This window comes from Nocardiopsis exhalans, assembly GCF_024134545.1.
GTDB classification, from domain to species: domain Bacteria; phylum Actinomycetota; class Actinomycetes; order Streptosporangiales; family Streptosporangiaceae; genus Nocardiopsis; species Nocardiopsis exhalans.
This window is the reverse complement of record NZ_CP099838.1, coordinates 50,351-65,699: the sequence shown is the minus strand read 5'-3', so window position 1 is coordinate 65,699 and position 15,349 is coordinate 50,351. Positions and strand designations below refer to the sequence as shown.

At 69.2% G+C, this 15,349-nt stretch carries 20 protein-coding genes; 15 read left to right on the top strand and 5 right to left on the bottom strand.

Annotation, left to right across the window (positions count from 1 at the left end):
• Nucleotides 1-171 precede the first annotated feature (171 nt).
• The 10 genes from NE857_RS34025 (at nt 172) to NE857_RS33985 (ending at nt 5,097) form a co-directional block, all read left to right on the top strand.
• The gene (locus tag NE857_RS34025) at nt 172-657 is read left to right on the top strand and encodes a hypothetical protein (protein ID WP_254422206.1); all 486 of its coding nucleotides are present in this window, start codon (nt 172-174) and stop codon (nt 655-657) included.
• Between the two features lie 72 nt (nt 658-729).
• Nucleotides 730-1,011, top strand: coding sequence for a hypothetical protein (locus NE857_RS34020; protein ID WP_254422205.1), 282 nt, complete (start codon nt 730-732; stop codon nt 1,009-1,011).
• 61 nt (nt 1,012-1,072) lie between these two features.
• Nucleotides 1,073-1,798, top strand: coding sequence for a hypothetical protein (locus NE857_RS34015; RefSeq protein ID WP_254422204.1), 726 nt, complete (start codon nt 1,073-1,075; stop codon nt 1,796-1,798).
• Between the two features lie 61 nt (nt 1,799-1,859).
• Nucleotides 1,860-2,621 (top strand): hypothetical protein, encoded by a 762-nt coding sequence (locus NE857_RS34010; RefSeq protein WP_254422203.1) that lies wholly within the window; start codon nt 1,860-1,862, stop codon nt 2,619-2,621.
• A gap of 57 nt (nt 2,622-2,678) precedes the next feature.
• Nucleotides 2,679-2,804 (top strand): hypothetical protein, encoded by a 126-nt coding sequence (locus tag NE857_RS34435; protein ID WP_301184373.1) that lies wholly within the window; start codon nt 2,679-2,681, stop codon nt 2,802-2,804.
• Nucleotides 2,805-2,891: 87 nt separating this feature from the next.
• Nucleotides 2,892-3,218 carry a hypothetical protein gene (locus tag NE857_RS34005; protein WP_254422202.1) on the top strand — a complete coding sequence of 109 codons (327 nt, stop codon included), beginning with the start codon at nt 2,892-2,894 and terminating at the stop codon, nt 3,216-3,218.
• 101 nt (nt 3,219-3,319) lie between these two features.
• On the top strand, nt 3,320-3,688 hold the full coding sequence (locus NE857_RS34000; protein WP_254422201.1) for a hypothetical protein: 369 nt from the start codon (nt 3,320-3,322) through the stop codon (nt 3,686-3,688).
• Between the two features lie 42 nt (nt 3,689-3,730).
• Nucleotides 3,731-4,084 carry a hypothetical protein gene (locus tag NE857_RS33995; protein ID WP_254422200.1) on the top strand — a complete coding sequence of 118 codons (354 nt, stop codon included), beginning with the start codon at nt 3,731-3,733 and terminating at the stop codon, nt 4,082-4,084.
• Between the two features lie 96 nt (nt 4,085-4,180).
• Complete coding sequence (locus NE857_RS33990; protein WP_254422199.1) at nt 4,181-4,555, top strand: hypothetical protein; 375 nt, start codon at nt 4,181-4,183, stop codon at nt 4,553-4,555.
• 20 nt (nt 4,556-4,575) lie between these two features.
• On the top strand, nt 4,576-5,097 hold the full coding sequence (locus tag NE857_RS33985) for a hypothetical protein (protein WP_254422198.1): 522 nt from the start codon (nt 4,576-4,578) through the stop codon (nt 5,095-5,097).
• Here the strand turns inward: NE857_RS33985 and NE857_RS33980 are convergent.
• Nucleotides 5,037-5,645 carry an NrtR DNA-binding winged helix domain-containing protein gene (locus NE857_RS33980; protein ID WP_254422197.1) on the bottom strand — a complete coding sequence of 203 codons (609 nt, stop codon included), beginning with the start codon at nt 5,643-5,645 and terminating at the stop codon, nt 5,037-5,039. The two genes, NE857_RS33985 and NE857_RS33980, sit on opposite strands and share 61 nt — an antisense overlap.
• Nucleotides 5,646-5,671: 26 nt before the next feature.
• Between NE857_RS33980 and NE857_RS33975 the strand changes: the two genes are divergently transcribed.
• The gene (locus NE857_RS33975; RefSeq protein WP_254422196.1) at nt 5,672-5,956 is read left to right on the top strand and encodes a hypothetical protein; all 285 of its coding nucleotides are present in this window, start codon (nt 5,672-5,674) and stop codon (nt 5,954-5,956) included.
• Nucleotides 5,957-6,052: 96 nt separating this feature from the next.
• Here NE857_RS33975 and NE857_RS33970 read toward each other — a convergent pair whose 3' ends face one another.
• Nucleotides 6,053-6,490 (bottom strand): CAP domain-containing protein, encoded by a 438-nt coding sequence (locus tag NE857_RS33970; RefSeq protein WP_344012471.1) that lies wholly within the window; start codon nt 6,488-6,490, stop codon nt 6,053-6,055.
• 275 nt (nt 6,491-6,765) lie between these two features.
• Here NE857_RS33970 and NE857_RS33965 point away from each other — a divergent pair, with 275 nt between their 5' ends.
• Genes NE857_RS33965 through NE857_RS33955 form a run of 3 tightly spaced genes read left to right on the top strand, consistent with a single transcriptional unit; the run spans nt 6,766 to nt 10,716 of the window.
• Nucleotides 6,766-7,680, top strand: coding sequence for a conjugal transfer protein (locus tag NE857_RS33965; RefSeq protein ID WP_254422195.1), 915 nt, complete (start codon nt 6,766-6,768; stop codon nt 7,678-7,680).
• 22 nt (nt 7,681-7,702) lie between these two features.
• Nucleotides 7,703-8,212 (top strand): conjugal transfer protein, encoded by a 510-nt coding sequence (locus NE857_RS33960; protein ID WP_254422194.1) that lies wholly within the window; start codon nt 7,703-7,705, stop codon nt 8,210-8,212.
• Nucleotides 8,213-8,232: 20 nt separating this feature from the next.
• Nucleotides 8,233-10,716 carry an ATP-binding protein gene (locus tag NE857_RS33955; protein WP_254422193.1) on the top strand — a complete coding sequence of 828 codons (2,484 nt, stop codon included), beginning with the start codon at nt 8,233-8,235 and terminating at the stop codon, nt 10,714-10,716.
• A 29-nt stretch (nt 10,717-10,745) separates the two neighbouring features.
• On the opposite strand, the gene NE857_RS33950 is transcribed toward NE857_RS33955, so the two are convergent.
• Nucleotides 10,746-11,366, bottom strand: a complete 621-nt coding sequence (locus NE857_RS33950) for a hypothetical protein (RefSeq protein ID WP_254422192.1) — start codon at nt 11,364-11,366, stop codon at nt 10,746-10,748.
• Nucleotides 11,367-11,438: 72 nt separating this feature from the next.
• On the opposite strand from NE857_RS33950, the gene NE857_RS33945 reads away from it, so the two are divergent.
• The gene (locus NE857_RS33945) at nt 11,439-12,065 is read left to right on the top strand and encodes a hypothetical protein (RefSeq protein ID WP_254422191.1); all 627 of its coding nucleotides are present in this window, start codon (nt 11,439-11,441) and stop codon (nt 12,063-12,065) included.
• Nucleotides 12,066-12,109: 44 nt separating this feature from the next.
• Here NE857_RS33945 and NE857_RS33940 read toward each other — a convergent pair whose 3' ends face one another.
• The gene (locus NE857_RS33940; protein WP_254422190.1) at nt 12,110-13,096 is read right to left on the bottom strand and encodes a VldE C-terminal domain-containing protein; all 987 of its coding nucleotides are present in this window, start codon (nt 13,094-13,096) and stop codon (nt 12,110-12,112) included.
• A 182-nt stretch (nt 13,097-13,278) separates the two neighbouring features.
• Nucleotides 13,279-15,312: a hypothetical protein gene (locus tag NE857_RS33935; RefSeq protein ID WP_254422189.1), complete on the bottom strand. Its 2,034-nt coding sequence runs from the start codon at nt 15,310-15,312 to the stop codon at nt 13,279-13,281.
• Nucleotides 15,313-15,349 lie beyond the last annotated feature (37 nt).

Below are 15,349 nucleotides of genomic sequence, written 5' to 3'. Positions count from 1 at the left end.
GTATTAGAAGGCGGGGGTTTCCCCCGCCCGCGCATAAGTGGCATTATGCGCTAGATGTCGGAATGACGATCCCAAAGTTTTCTCGTCAAAGTGACGACAGCGCTCACGATCCGCGCTATGATGGTTACATCAGCAATCGTCAAAGCGACGACAATATGAGGGGTTGGCATCATGGGTAACGGAGGACGTCGCGTGCAGCCCGGCCAGGGCGGCACCTACACCGAGGCCGACATCCGCGAGGAGATCGGCGCCGACGCCGAGGACCACCCGGTCGCGCTGGAGTTCCTTCTCGTCACGCTGGCCGCACTGGAGGCGGCCGGGACCCCGGTCCTGGTCACCACCGTCGAACTCCCTTACTCCGGAGGCGTCGCGGTCGGGGGTTCCTGGCCCGACGGGCGCACCCGCCTGCTCACCGTCACCGAGGTGAACGAGGCCCACGACGACTACCCCCGCGACCCGGTGGCGCTGGCCCAGGCCCCCGCCCACCTGGACGCCACCGACACCGACGCCCAGGCCCTGGCCGCCATCACCCGCGCCCTGACCCCCATCGAGCCCCAGGCCATCGTGGAGGCCATCGCCCCCGCCTCGTGGGCGCAGCTGCTCATCCGCACCCCCGGCGGTGACCTGCTCACCGTCGCGGTCCAGGACCGCCACTAGCCACCCGACCCGGGGCCGCCCGTCCCGTCCTGAGGGGCGGCCCCACCACCCACACGAACCGGAGGAAGGCCAATGTCCACCACCGCGAACACCGCCGCCCGCGAGTTGGCCGAGGCGCTCGGCGCCCTGTTCGCCGACTACCCCATGGCCAGCCCCGAAGCGGCCACCCTCACCCTCACCGTGGACACCCACACCGGCCGCCCGCTCCAGATCGACGGTGACCCCGACCAGCTCGTATGGCTGGCCGACCTGATTCGGCGTGGCCACCAGGACCAGGACCGCGCCCAGCCCGGCCACCCCAAGGAAGGCGTGTGCGCCCACTGCGACCAGCACGAAGACGCCATACACATCTGAGCACCCAGCACATCCCGGGGCCGCCACCCACAACGGCCCCGGGACCAGAACAGGAGGCATCGTGGATCCCCACAAGGAAGCCCCCCGCACCAGCGCCGAGGACGTCGCCGAGCTGCTGGCGGACATGTTCGACGCCTACCCCATGGACGAGGGCCCCACGACGACCATCGCCCTGACCGGCCCCGACGGCAAGACCCACGAGGTCAAGGCCGACCCCGACCAGCTCGGCTGGCTCGGCAACCTGGTCGTGGCCGGGCACGCCGACGCCGACCGCTCCCACGACGACCACCCCGACCACGGCGTGTGCGCCCACTGCGAAAAGGCCCCCAAGGAGGAGGGCCCCGAGCCCGAGGCGGCCGAGCACGCCGCGACGCTGCACACCCTCGCCCCCACCGCCGAGGAACTGGCCGCGGAACCCGCCCTGGTCGCGCTCATCGGCGGCACCATCACCGGCCACGAGATCCTGGAAAGCTACCCGGCCGAGTGGGTCGTGTCCGTGGAGGACCCCGAGATCCCCGGCCAGGACGCGACCGAGCTCGGCACGAACATCGCCGACACCCCACTGACCGCCCGCCTGCGCGAGCGCCTGCCCGTCGTCCTGGCCCCTCACCCCAACACACTCGGCGAACTCGCGTCGGTCGCCCGCGCCGACATCCTGGCCGTGGCCGCCACCTACGGCGTGCCCGCCTACGCGGTGCTCACCAACCCGGCCGGCGCCACGAACGAGGAGTTCCAGGCCCTGCCCACCCCCACCGCCCTGGCCGCCGAGGGATGGCTCAGCTACTGAGCGCCCGACCGGTGCCGCCGACCGTCCCGGCGGCACCCCCGACCACCACGACAGGACCACCGTGACCAGCAGAACCGACCGCCTCACCACCGACGACGCCGTGCGCATCCTGACCGCGCGCTACCCCGACCTGCCCGCCCAGGCCGGAACCAGCGCCCCGCACGTGTTCGCCGCGCTCGCCGTGGCCCGCCTGGCCGCCGACCTCAGCCGCAGCCCGGCCGAGGAGTTCGCCGCCGCGCCCGTGACCCGGCAGGAACTGGATGCCGCCACCGTGCTGATCAGCGACGCCCACACCGGGATCGAGCACGCCGAGGTGATCCTCACCGCCGCCCAGTACGTCCAGGACGGTGTTTCCTGGGACGACATCGCCGCCCTGCGCGGCCACGCCGGAGGGGCCACCTCCCAGAAGCGCCAGAGCAGGCTGATCGAGCGGCTCGGCATCCCGGACACCGCGCTGCCCGTGGCCCCGACCCTGCCCGCGCACACCAAGCGCGCCCGCGCCCTGGTCGAGGCCGCCACCACCCAGGAACCCGCCAGCCCCTACCTGGCCGCCCAGGCCGCCGAGGTGCTCGGCGCGCTGCTGCTGGCCGCACGCTACGACCAGGTCACCGGTGCTGACCTGCGCGCCTGGACCGCAGACCCCGCGTTCGCCGGAGCCGCCGACGGACTGGCCGCCGCCCCGCGCGAGGCCGCCGAAGCCGCCCACCACGTCCTGGCCGCGGCCGCCACCCTGCCCGAGGGCACCCGCGGCGACATCAACGCCCTGGTCCTGGCCGGCATCGACCAGTGGGACCCGCCCGCCGACGCCCAGGATCGGCCCTAGACCACCCGAGCGGGAGCACCCGCTCCCGCCCCCACCCAGAGAAAAAAGAGGAAGAGCATGTCAGCAGGAGAGTGCGAGAACTGCGGAGCGCCCACCGGCGGGCCTCCGTGCACCAACACCTACGGCGGCGGGCCCAGCTGCGCCGACCTGATCCGCGAGGCCGACGCGGAGAACGAGGGGTAGAGGAGTAGCGGCCACAGCGTTGAAGCCCCCCCCGGGGGGGGGGGGCGGGGCCGCCCGCCCCCGACCACCCAGCAGAGAGGAACCACCATGCAGCACCCGACCAGCCCGGCCCCTGCTCCGGAGCCCCGGACCGCCCCGACGTGGCGGTGCACCGGATGCGACACCTACGTGGCCAACACGGCGTGGGTGTGCACCACCTGCGGAGTCGACCGCCAGGGAAACGACACCTACGACTACGCGACCGACCCCCGCAGCGAACACCCCGTCCGCGTGGTGTGGCGCGACGACGAGATCACCGACGCCGTCCGCGCCGACAGCCCCACCGAGGCCCTGGAGGCCGCCCGAGCGAACTGGCCCGGCGCGACCGTCGCCCTGGTGGAGCAGACCCTGGACCGCAGCACCGACGGCGGCTGAACAGACCGCACACACGACCAAGGCCGCCCCACCGGCAAAGATCGGACGGCCCCAGCACCGCTCTCCCAGCCCTGACGAAGAACATGAGGAGCACGTACATCATGACCTACCACCACGACAACGGACAGGCGGCGTCCCGTCGCATTCCCACCACCCAGGACGAGCTGAACCTGATTACCACGATCGTCGGACACGCCAAGCCCTGCCACAGGTTGGTGGAGAGCACCGAGTTGGTCCCCACTGGGGCCCTGATCACGCTGCACTCGGAAGTGGACAGCTACATCCCCAACCGGGTGGTAAAGCTGCTGACCGCGTCCGGGTACACCGCCCAGGTCGCGAACGGTCTGACGATCATCGTGACCGGTGTGGTCTCCCGCTTGGCGCTGCTGCGTGCGGAGCGGGACCGACTGGACGCCGAGATCGCAGCCGAGGAAGAACGCGAGCGCACGGTCGCCGTCGAGGTCGCGTAGACCCGGGTGAGGCCCGCACCCCATAGAAGAGGAAGGACAAGCATGATGCCCACTACTGGCGCAGCGATCCGCCTGCTGGATCACCGTGGTGACGCGGCCGCCGCGGCCCTGGCGATGTTGTTGCGACAGGCCCACGAGGCCGCCACCACTCCTGGACTTCCGCCCGAGGTCGAGGACGCCGCCCACGCGGTCGCCGCCCAGGTCGCGGCTGAGCCGCCCCGGGGCTGGCGCCGTCTGCTGCCGGTTCGTGCCACACCCGAGGCCCGCGAGGCCGCCACCGTGGCCGAGCTGTTGCGCTGCATCGACCAGGCCGACCGGTGCGCCGAACCGGTTCACCGGGCCGCCCAGCGCTTGACTGGTGTGCTGATCGACCAGCAGCCGATCGACACCGCCTGAGACCCTGACGAGGACCGAGGGCCGCCTACCGGCAAAAGTTCGGCGGCCCCCGGGACTCCCCCCGCCCCTGACGAGGAACAACGAGGAGCCACTTCCATGATGGACCAGCCCCCGGCCAGCGCGCCCCACACCCGCCGGGCCGTGACCGCGCTGCACACCCAGATCGCCGAGCCCGAGACCGAGCCCGTTGAGGTCGAGGCCGCCCACGTGCTCAGCGCGCTGCTGACCGCCACCGTGATGATCGGAGGCGGCGACGAGCACGTGTGGCACTGGCTGCGCAACAGTGGTGACCTGGCGAAACCACGCGTGATCCTGGCAGGCCGACGTGTGCGAGGCGGAGGTCGCGGCCGAACCGGCCGCCTGGTCGCCGCAGACTTGGCCGCCTACGACACCGCCCGCCCCGAGCACCGTCAGGCGGTGCGCGAGATCATCACCGCCGCCCTGACTCGCCCCAGCGGGATCACACAATGATCCCCCGCCGCTCTCGGGATATGCGCCGTATCGACCCCGGCGCCAAGCCCCGTTCCCCGCGCGTTTACCTGATCCCCGGCACCGGCCTGACCGTGGAGTGGGACCAACCGTGGGAGGCCTACGTGGTCAAGGGCCCCGGTGCCCCCACCGACGGCGGGCCGCTGGAGACCCTCCAGGAACTGGTCACCGCCCTGGACCCGGTGCCGCTGCCCGAGCAGGTGCGCGCGAGCCTGGCCGCGGACCGGGCCTGGCACCCACCCCTGATCGGTGACGACTGGCGGCGGCGTGTGAAACACGTCCGCGAGCTACTCGCCCCGCTCGGAACCGCCGTCACCCAGGTCGTGCCCTATATCCCGGCGCCGCACCTGGAGGCGGTGGAGGTGGCCACCGATTCGACGATCACCCGCGCGGGACCGCAGGCGCACCAGATCCTGACCGGGGCCGGATGCCGGGTGCGCCCACATGGAGACCTGGTCGGCGCCTACCTGGTGCTGCCCGCGCAGGAGTCCAGGGGACGCAGCACCGGGGAAGTTAACCGGTGAGTACCGGCCCGGTACAGGGCCGCCGCACGACCTCCCGTGCCTGTGCGGCGGCCGCCAGTGTCCACCCATGCCGCAGGGTTTCTCCGTACGGAGCGGTGGAAGTTCCCCGAATCCAGGGGAGCCTCCCAGAGGGCTTCGTAGACGTTGCGCAGGTCCGAGATGGTGAACTCAGGGTGAGGGCAAAGCGCGGCCGCCGCGGTGGTCAGTTCGATCTCTTGGGCCAGCTGGCCGAGAGCATCGACCACCGCCGGGTCGAAGACGCCGACGGCCGGGGCCCACTGTCCCCCGTTGGCGGTGGCCGACGGCGGGCACAGCACCCGGTAGGCCACTCGCACAGCCCCCGCCGCACCGCCGTAGGCACCCACTTGACCCAGGGGCCAGGTCGCGGACGCAGGCCCGCACAGCGCGGCCAGGCTGTGCCGCACGGGGACGGCGAGTTCCTCGGCGACGTCCATTGGGCTACCCGGCAACGCGTCGTCCTGGACCAGGACGCACGCCACCTTGTCGCGCACCGAGAGCGCGACCAACTCCACCACGATCCGATACACACCAACCACCTCTCAGGAGGAGAGTAGTGACCACCGAGACTGACACCACACCCCCGTTCCTAGGGTGGGACGCCCCGGCCGTGTCCGGGGAGGAGGCCGACGGTCCCCAGGAGGAGCACATCCAGGAATGGGCCGAGACCTACGTGCCCGAAGCGTCGGCGGAGGCGTTCGCCGAGTGGATCACGGCCGACTGGGAGACCTACGAGCCGGACGGTACATTCACTGTCTACGAGTTCCTGTGTGGGGCGTTGCGTGAGTGGCGCGGCGAGGATGGCGGCTACCCCGCCACCCCGGGCCCCAGGAGTTCATGAGAGTGAGCATCGGACCGGCCATCTCAGTCCAGGGCCGCGCCCTGTGACCAACCCCAGCGGGGCCCGACCGCCAACGCGGTCGGGCCCCGCCCGTGTTCACCCGTGGCCGAGCTTTTGAGTCCAGGCCCGCTCAGCCTCGCCGACGCCGACGGCCACGCGATCGCAGTTGAGGATGATGGCCCGGTGCCTCTCGCTGGCCATCCAGGTTTCCACGACCCGTTCGGCGCTCTGCTGCCCCCGCGCGACGGTCTCGGCAACCAGGTGCGGGTAACCGTGCCGGTCAGCGCGCTCCCGCGGCCCCTCCCCCTCAGGGCTCTCATGCGACAGGTAGTCGCGCTCGGCCATGTCCTGGCTGTGGTCCTGTGCGGCCGCGGCCAGGCGCTCATCCACGTGGACAGGCCCGCAGCCAGCGGACGCACGTTCGATGTTGACCAGCTCCACCACCACGTCCCGCTCATCGGGTTCAGGCAGGGCCGGGGTGGCGGCGGTGGTGAGCAGGCACCCCAGGAGCAGGGGCAGGAGGGTTCGACGCATGGGGTTTCCGGTCCGAGTTTGAGGCGGGTGTAGGCCCGAAGAATGAGGCGGGGCAGGGCGCGGGGAACATCCACCGATGCCACGCATGGTTACCTTTGAAAACCTATAGTGACGGGATGGGGTAGCGGGCGGTTCTTCCCCGAGCCCGGTCCACCGATTTCGGTCAGGTCCATCGCGTAGGGCTGAGTGCCCTGAACAGGTCCGGGAGCTCTACAATCCGTGTGCGGCCTGTCCGTATCCCGTCACCCGTTCATCCCAGCTCTCCCGGAGGTTCGATGTCCCCCACCCCCCCTACCGGCGAGGCTCCCCAGCCTCGCAGCGGCCGCCGGGGAACTGGCGGCCGCTGGCGGGTCTATGCCGGCCGCACCGCCCTGTGGACGGTCATCGTCATCGTGGGCGCCAACGGCACGGTCCGACTGGCAGAGCCGTGGCTCCCCAGCCCCGAACCCGCCCAGGCCCAACCCCAGGACGCGCAGGAGGAAGGGAGCAACTTCCCCGAGGACGCCGCCGGGAGCTTCGCCGCGAGTTTCGCCGAGGTCTACCTCCAGCCCACGGCCGAGGACGAGGGCGAGGAGGTCGGGGCGACCCTGGCCGACTTCGTCCCCGAGGACAGCGTTCGCCAGTACCTGTTGCCCGAAGCCGTCACCGGATCTGGCGTGCGCATCGTCCAGGTCCAGGCCAACGACGACCAGAACGCCCTGGTCACGGTTTCGGCCCTGGTCAACGGCGAGCCCATGCACCTGGAGGTCCCCGTCCACGCCAATACGTCCGGGACCGCCCTGGTGGTCTCAGGGCCACCCGCTCTCCTGCCAGCACCTGCCCAGGCAACGCTGCCCGAACCGACGAACCAGGACACCGACGGCCAGGCCCGCGATGCCATGGAGCCGGTGGTGTCGGGGTTCCTGGCCGCCTACGCCGAAACCCCCGAACACCTGTCCCGCTACGTCGAGCCCGGCGCCCGGGTGGCGGCCCTGCCCACCGGCACGTTCGCGTTCATCTCCCTGGACGACCTGGACGTGCCTCCTGGCTCAGCCGATGAACCGCGCTCGGCGCGGGCCACCGTCACCTGGCAGGTCGCCGAGGGCGCCGACACCGACACCCTGGTCCAGCGCTACGACCTGACCATGGTCGAGTCCTCCGGCGCCTGGTACGTGCGCGACATCCAGGGCGCCGTCCCCACCCGTTCCTGAACCCCCACGAGGGAGGCGCCACGTGGACCTGCCCACCTACACCAACATCTGGCGCATCGAAAAGCGCCTGTACAAGCTCTACGACTTCCGGCTTCCCATGCCGGTACCCGTCACCACCGGCACGATCTTCATCGCGTCGATGGCCGGATGGTGGCTGCTGCTGGCCCTGTTGCGTGTGCCGTTCGACTTCGGCAACGGCTGGCACCTGGTGTTGTGGGTGGTGCCCCCCGGGGTGCTTGCCGTCCTGGTGACCCGGCCCGTGGCCGAGGCCAAACGGCTCGGCGAACTTCTCGTGAGCCAGGCCCGGTTCATGACCGAGGCCCGCGTCTACGTGCGTATGCGCCCGGAGTACGAGCCCGCCCATGTCCACATCCAGGCCACCGTCTGGCACCAGGGCACCGCCCCCGACCGGCGCACGGCGACAGGGCGTCCCACACGGCGCCTGCGCACGGTCACCATCCCCCGTGCCCTCGCCCCCGCACCCCGGACCACCGCCGCGGCGCCGACCCCGGTCCCCGCGCACGCCGCCTGATACAAGGAGTGAACACCACGATGAAGGCCACCAGCGGGCGGCTGTCGGTCACCTACTTCGATGACCGGGTGCTGTTCAACGACACCGAGGCCTGGGCCTACTTTCGCCTGCCCACGGTGTCCTACGAGTTCACCACCGGCGAAGACCGCCAGGTGCTCGCCACCAACATCACCATCGCCCTGGCCGCCATCCGCATGGAGGACGCCGAGGTCCACCTCCGAGTCGCCCACCGCCCCTACCCGGCCGCCGACTGGGCCAACGCACTAGACGAGCGGGTGGTCCCCGGCCCCGGCTGGGAGGACTACCTCGACGAGATGTACCGGCACGTGTGGGCCGCGGACTTTTGGACCAAGGAGGTCTACCTCGGCGTCCGGCTCGGCCAACGCGGCGGCCGCGCCACCGGCGACATTCTCGGCCACTTCCGCGACCTCTACCTGCGGGCAGAACAGGCGCTCGGGCTGGAGGACCACCAGACCAACCCCGAGGAGATCGCCCGCTGGAGCGACCAGGCCGAACGGCTCGGCCGCGCCCTGGCCACCAGCTCCCTGCGCGCCCGCCACGCCACCTCCGATGAGATCGCCTGGCTGCTGGAGCACACCACCGCTGGCGTGGGGGACCGATACCAGCCCTCCGCTGTGGACCGCCGCGCCTGGGGACGCGGTGAGATCGAGCGCCTGGCCGACGGCATCATCCTGAACGGCCGGTCCATGCTCTGCCTGGAACAGCCCCAGGGTTCCACCTACGTGGCCTACCTGTCGTTCTCCCGCTTCCCGGACCTCATGGCCTTCCCCGACGGCGAGCCCTGGCTGTACTTCGCCGACTCGCTGCCCTTTGCGGTCGAGGTCTCCAGCCGGATGAGGCTGGTCTCCCCCGCCCGCGCCTCCCGGGACGTGGGCCGCAAGCTCGCGCACGCCCGTGACATGGACGCGCACATCGCCGAGGCCGGAGTGGAGGCGCCCATCGCGCTGTCCGAGCAGATCGACGCTGCCCGCATGCTGGAGCACGGCATCACCAAGGAGCGCATGCCGTTCGTCTACGGCTGGCACCGGTTGCGCGTGGCCGCCCCTACAGAGGAAAAGCTCATCTACCGCACGGAGGCGGTGATCGAGCACTACCGGGACATTGGTATCGACGTCGTCTTGTCGACGGGGGATCAGTACTCGCTGCTCAACGAGTCCCTGCCGGGCGATCGCATCCGCCTGAACGCCTACGCCCAGCGTCAGCCGCTGCGCACCATCGCCGGTGGGATGCCCACCGCCACGGTGGTGGTGGGCGATGAGATCGACGGTGCCGGGAACGGGTGGATCGGCCCCTACGTCGGTGAGACCGTCGACCACGCCCGTTCCATCGTGCACTTCGACCCGATGGTCGCCGCGGCCCGCAACCGCCCCACCGCCATCGCCATCACCGGCGAGCCTGGCGGCGGTAAGACCACGCTGGCGCTGCTGATGATCTATCAGCTGGCGATGCGCGGGGTCACGGTCGCCGCCATCGACCCCAAGGGCGACGCCGAGTCCCTCGTGGAGCTGCTCAAGCACCGCGGCCGCAAGGCGCGCACCATGTCGCTGGGTTCGGCCCAGCCCGGCCTGCTCGACCCCTTCGCCTTCGGTGACGACCTCGCCGCGAAGAAGACCATGGCCACCGAAACCCTGCGCCTGCTGCTGCCCCGCATGAGCGAGGAGCGCGAATCGGCGATGATCCAGGCCGTGGCGGCGGTCGCCAACCAGCCCCAGCCGTCCCTGGCCAAGGTCGTGGACCATCTTCTCGCCCAGGACGGGGACGCTTCCCGCAACCTGGGCGCGGTCCTGGGCTCGATGGCGGAGATGCGGCTGGCCTCGCTGTGCTTTGACCCCCAGGGCGAGACCCAAATCGACACCGAGGGGTGGACCACCGTGTTCACCCTGGGCGGGCTCTCCCTGCCCGACTCCGGCACGGCCAGGGACGAGTACTCCTACGAACAGCGGCTGTCCGTCGCACTGCTCTACCTGGTCTCGCAGTTCGCTCGCCGCCTGATGAACGGCCTGGACCGGCGCCTGCCCAAGGCGATCTTCCTGGACGAGGCCTGGGCGATCACCTCCACCCCCGAGGGCGCCAAGCTGGTCCCCGAGGTCTCCCGAATGGGCCGCTCGCGCAACACCGCCCTGATCCTGGTGTCCCAGAACGCGGGCGACATGCTCAACGAACAGGTCACCAACTGCCTGTCCTCGGCGTTCGCCTTCCGCTCCAGCGAGGCCCAGGAGGTGGGCAACGTGATGGCGTTGCTCGGGGTGGCCGACGATGACAACCATCGTGCGGTGCTGCGCAACCTCGGCAACGGCGAGTGCCTGTTCCGCGATCTGGACGGCAGAACGGCCCACATCGCCGTGGACCTGGTCTCTGAGGAGGTGCTGAGGCGGCTGGACACCAACCCCACCCGTCAGCCCCCCAAGGAGGCGTCCGCAGCCCGGGAGCTTGTGGAGCCCGAGGGGATCGAGGACGACCAGGAGTGGGCGTCGGTGGGCTGATCCGGGGCGGTCGGGCCGCTGGGCGCGGGTCAGTAGACCACGGTCAGCGGCGTCGGCTCTTCGTCCTGGATCTGCCACAGCTCGCGGGTGAACTCCAGCTGCACACCCGTGCCGGTCGGATCCTGTTCGGGGACGCCCGTGAGGTAGCCGGTCATGACCGCTTGTTCGCGGTACTGCCACGCCGCCGACACTGCCGACTCCACATCGGGCTGGTCGGTACACGGGTGCCCCGGACGGTGCGGGGCCCACCGCAGCGGTCCGGCCGCGCCCACCGGCTCTACGGCCAGTGTGCGTGGCGCCGACCACGACACCGACTCGCCTTTACTCTCGCCCTGGTCCTCAGGGTCGAGGGTGTTCACCAGGGTCAGTGTCAGCGGCACCGTGACCGTGTTCTCTGGGGAGGCCAGATCGCATTCTCCGCCGTCGGAGATGCTGGAGCCGAACTCCACGGTCACCTCATAGTCCACGCCTCTCAGACGGTCGTTTGAGACGCCGTTATAGAGCACGTGGACCTGTGTGCTGGCCGACGGAGGCGCCGGGGCAGGATCCTGTTCCGGCGCTGGTGAGGGATCACCCGAGGGCGAGGCACACCCGGTCGCGATCAGGACCACCGCCAGCGGCGGCACCAGCCGCGAAAGGGCATCGTTCATGATGCCCCACCGTAGCGGGACCAGCACACATGTGCAGGCCCACCCCGAAGACCATCACTTGGAAGAGCCTCGATGTTCAACTCCCAGACCGACCGGCCCCTGTCCCGACGCGGTACCACCATCGCCATCGGCGTGGTGGTGGCGATGTTCATGGGAGTGGGCCTGTTCAGCATCATCAGCGACAGGCTCAGCTCCGACCCGGACCAGGAGCAGGCCCAGGAGCAGGTTGTTGAGCCCCAGCCCTTCCTCGAACCGCAGACACCTCCCGCCAACGGCGCCATAGACGAGGTCGACGGGTGGTTCCCCCACAGCCGCGGAGAGTTCGCCGAGGCCGGCGGGCGGGCTGCGGATTTCGTCGCTGACGTGGCCACCGTCGACTCCGGCCGAGACGACTGGGACAGCCACACCGAACGGGTCGGGGCATGGGCCACCGATTCCTACGCCGTCACTCTGACCACCCCCGACGGCATCGCCGAGGGCCCGTGGCGCGTGCTGGCCCGCGATGCGTCGGTGGCTTGGACCGGCGCTGCCAGCGTCACCGAGGTCACCTACTTCGACCCCACGACGGTCACGTTCGTCGTGGCGGCCGAGTCCGAGCCCAACACCGGCGAGGAGCCCACTGACCTCGGAGAGTACGGCGTGACCATGACCACCACCCAGGGTGGCGGGTGGCGGGTGGAGCGCGCCGAACAGCTGTGATCGCATCAGATGCGGGAATCTCGCATCTGATGCAATACGCACGGTTAGTCGATGAACGACACGTGGACATGATCATAATGGTTCTCAGTAATGGAACCACGGTCGTTCATCCCACACCAGATACCAAATGACAAATTGGAAACATTGGCACTGTAGGAGGTTCGCCCTCCGTCGCAGCTGGTGCGATTGGGGTGCCAAATGGACTGATACCAGATGATGTATCGCACGCCAAGCTCGGAGTGATTGTTCATGACGTACTCAGTGATCATATCACCCAGGCGTTGGGCATCCCCTGATGAAAAAGTCCCCCCTTTCGATGTCATGTAATCACAGGCTTGGCCTGTGAAATGCTGACCACCGTCATTTTTGGAACGTTTACAGTTTCCGCCGTGGTCCAACCGTGGCCGGAAGTTGTCCACGATCGCCCTGTGACCCGCGCAGGTGAGCGGCGTGATGTTGCCCGGCCCGAACGGCGGATCATCCAGGATGCAGGGCTCCAAATGTAGCTGGCCGCTCAGGTCACCGACGGCGTAGGCCGGAGCCTGACCGGAGATGCCGGTGTTCTCAGGGCACTCCACGGTAGCCATAATGACCTCACCGCCGGTACCGGCGGTGAAATCCCCGTCCCGGTACTGATTAGCTTTGGCCATGGCCGTGGGAACATACCCGTCCACATCGGCCCCGTAATACCGGACCAGTGCCTTTTCAGGGTTAGTGTTCACACCCTGGTCGGTGAGTTTATGCGCTGCGCTCCACACGGAGTGCTTGGGGTCCAAGCGCTCTTTGAGAGGAGGCTTTCCCTTCTCCCCAGTTTTGTCCCCGTAGTACAAACCATGATGTTCCCAGGCCGCAGGGATAAATTGCATCGGCCCCAATGCGCCAGCACCGTTTTCCGTATCTACGGCACGATTGGTATTGTGCGTGCTTTCCTTAAACCCGACCGCTGCCAGCAAAGCCCAGTCCATGCCCCATGCCTCGGCCACATCCTGGTAGATCTCCAGCATGTCGGATGGAATCTCGTCCGTAGCCACCGTGCTCACGCTGGCCTGTTCGACTGACCCGGACGGTTGGGTGCTCCCCTCCGAGCAGGCTTGCGAACCGCCCCCGCCCTGGAGATAGGTCATCGCGGTGAGCTGCTGCGCGGCCACCGCCAACGCGAGCACGCACGCCCCGAGCCCGACGCCGACCCCGGCCAGACCCCCTTTGGCCCCCATCACGCACCCCCGCCCGTACCCCTACGGCGCTGCTGTGCCCGCGTAGACCGGCGCAGGTTACGCGGGATGCGCTTGGGGGTCGCCGGTGCCGCAGGCGCCGGCCGCTTGCGCGGAGCCTGGTCCGGCTGCCGGTTACCCCCCACCCCATGGCCCGCCTGTCCTCGCAACACCTCCAGGTAGGTCGGCTGCTGGCGGCTCGGCGCCTGAGCACTACGCCGCGGCGAGGTGCGGTTGCGGCGGGCAGTCGGTCGAGACGCCCCACCCCCCTGACGCACCCACTCGCGGGGAACCCGGCCTTGGCGCCGGTCTGGTGCGTTCTGTCCAGCACCTCCCCCTGCACCTGCACCGCTCCCGGCACCCCCGTCGGGGGCTCCCGCCACCTGCCCGGCACGCTCCCGGTTGCGCTGCTGGCCCCGCTCCAGCGCCTGCGCATCGTCCGCGCGGATCTCCTCCACCCTGTTCTGATGGTTGACCGCGCGCCGGGCCGCCACCTCCCGCTTAGCGGGGTTGGACACCGCCGCGCGGAACGCACCTGTGGCGGCTCCCGCGCCCACGGCCCACGGAGCCTTGACCGCGCCCTTGACCGCGCCGATGGCGGCCCGCTGCATCCTGTCCTTGGTCATGGAGTAGCCGCCCCCCTGCGAAGGAGCGTTATCGCCGGAGAACGACACGTGCGTGAGCGTGCCCCACAGCGGATCCTTGAACTTCAGCACCGCTGCGACCAGCGCGACCATGAGCACGAGCGCCAGGCCATAGGGGCGCACGGTGGAGATGATCGTGTTCAACGTCAACACCAACAAGAGCACCATGGCCATCCACATCCACTGTTTGATGACCAGCCCCACCAACAACTCCCACCAGCGCAGCAGGACCGTGCGCCCACGCCCAGGATGGATGCCCATCAGGAAGAAGAGCGGGGAGGTGAGCATCAGCAGGATGACGCCGAGCTTGCAGATCAGCAGGCCCACAGCGGCCGCCAGGATCAACAGGCCACCGGTCAGTGCAGCGACCAACCCCACCAGCGCGGCCATGGTCCGATCCCCGCCTTCCGCGCCCCGGAACATGTTCCAGGTGGGGGTGTGGGCGTCCTCGATCTCCCCGGAGATCGTTTGGAAATCGGCTTTCTTCTCCGATGCGAGGGTGTCGTAGTACTCATCAGTGCCGTCCTCGTCGGTGTTGAGCCCCACCGACATCGACTCGGTACGGGTCAGGGCCTGGGCTGCGATGAGGTCCCGGGCGTGGTCGCCGGCCAGTGCTTCGGCCGAGGGCCCCGAGCCGAACGTCCCGACGAGCCATGTCCGGCACACCAGCGATTCCCACACGTACTCGCTCTGCTGGCGGGCCACGAACTCGGTGTAGTCCTCATTGACGGCGCGTGTGATCTCGGGGGAACCGGGGATGCACCGCCCATCCGTACCGTCCCCGGTCACGTTGGTCACCGCCGCCGACATCACCTCATCACCAGTGGTGACGACGGTGTTCACCAACTTCATGAAGGCGCCCGGGGCCATGAGCACCCACAACCCCAGCGTGGTGGCCGCGATCATCCAGATCGCACCCTCAAACGTCAACGTGGCGCGTTTGCGCACCATCCCCCACCACGCCAAGGTGACGGCGCCCAGGATTGTCATGGCCGGAAGCAGCGGCCGCCAGATCGCATCGCGCATCTGTTCGACCACATCCACCACCACCTCCTCCAACGCATCCATGGGGGTGTCCACCGCAAAACGCAGCGCCTCGATAGCGGCCATATCGATACCGCGCGCCGCCCCCCACAAAATGTTGTAGAGGAAAGGCCAACCCTGCGTCCGCTGCTCATCGAAGCAGTCTTTGGAGTCGACAATGACAAACCACGTCGTGCCTGACATCAAGTAATTCTCATACAGCCCCTTGACGTCACCGCGGTCGATCACGTCCTGATCATTGAGGACAGAATCAACGCCCTGGCCGGTGACCTTGGGTTCCGGGGCGAGCTTTTCCTCGCACCAACTCAGGGCTGACGCCGAACTCGGAACGAGCAGCAGGCCGGCCACCAAGAGCATCAAAGTCAACACCAGGCGAGGGCCTCGC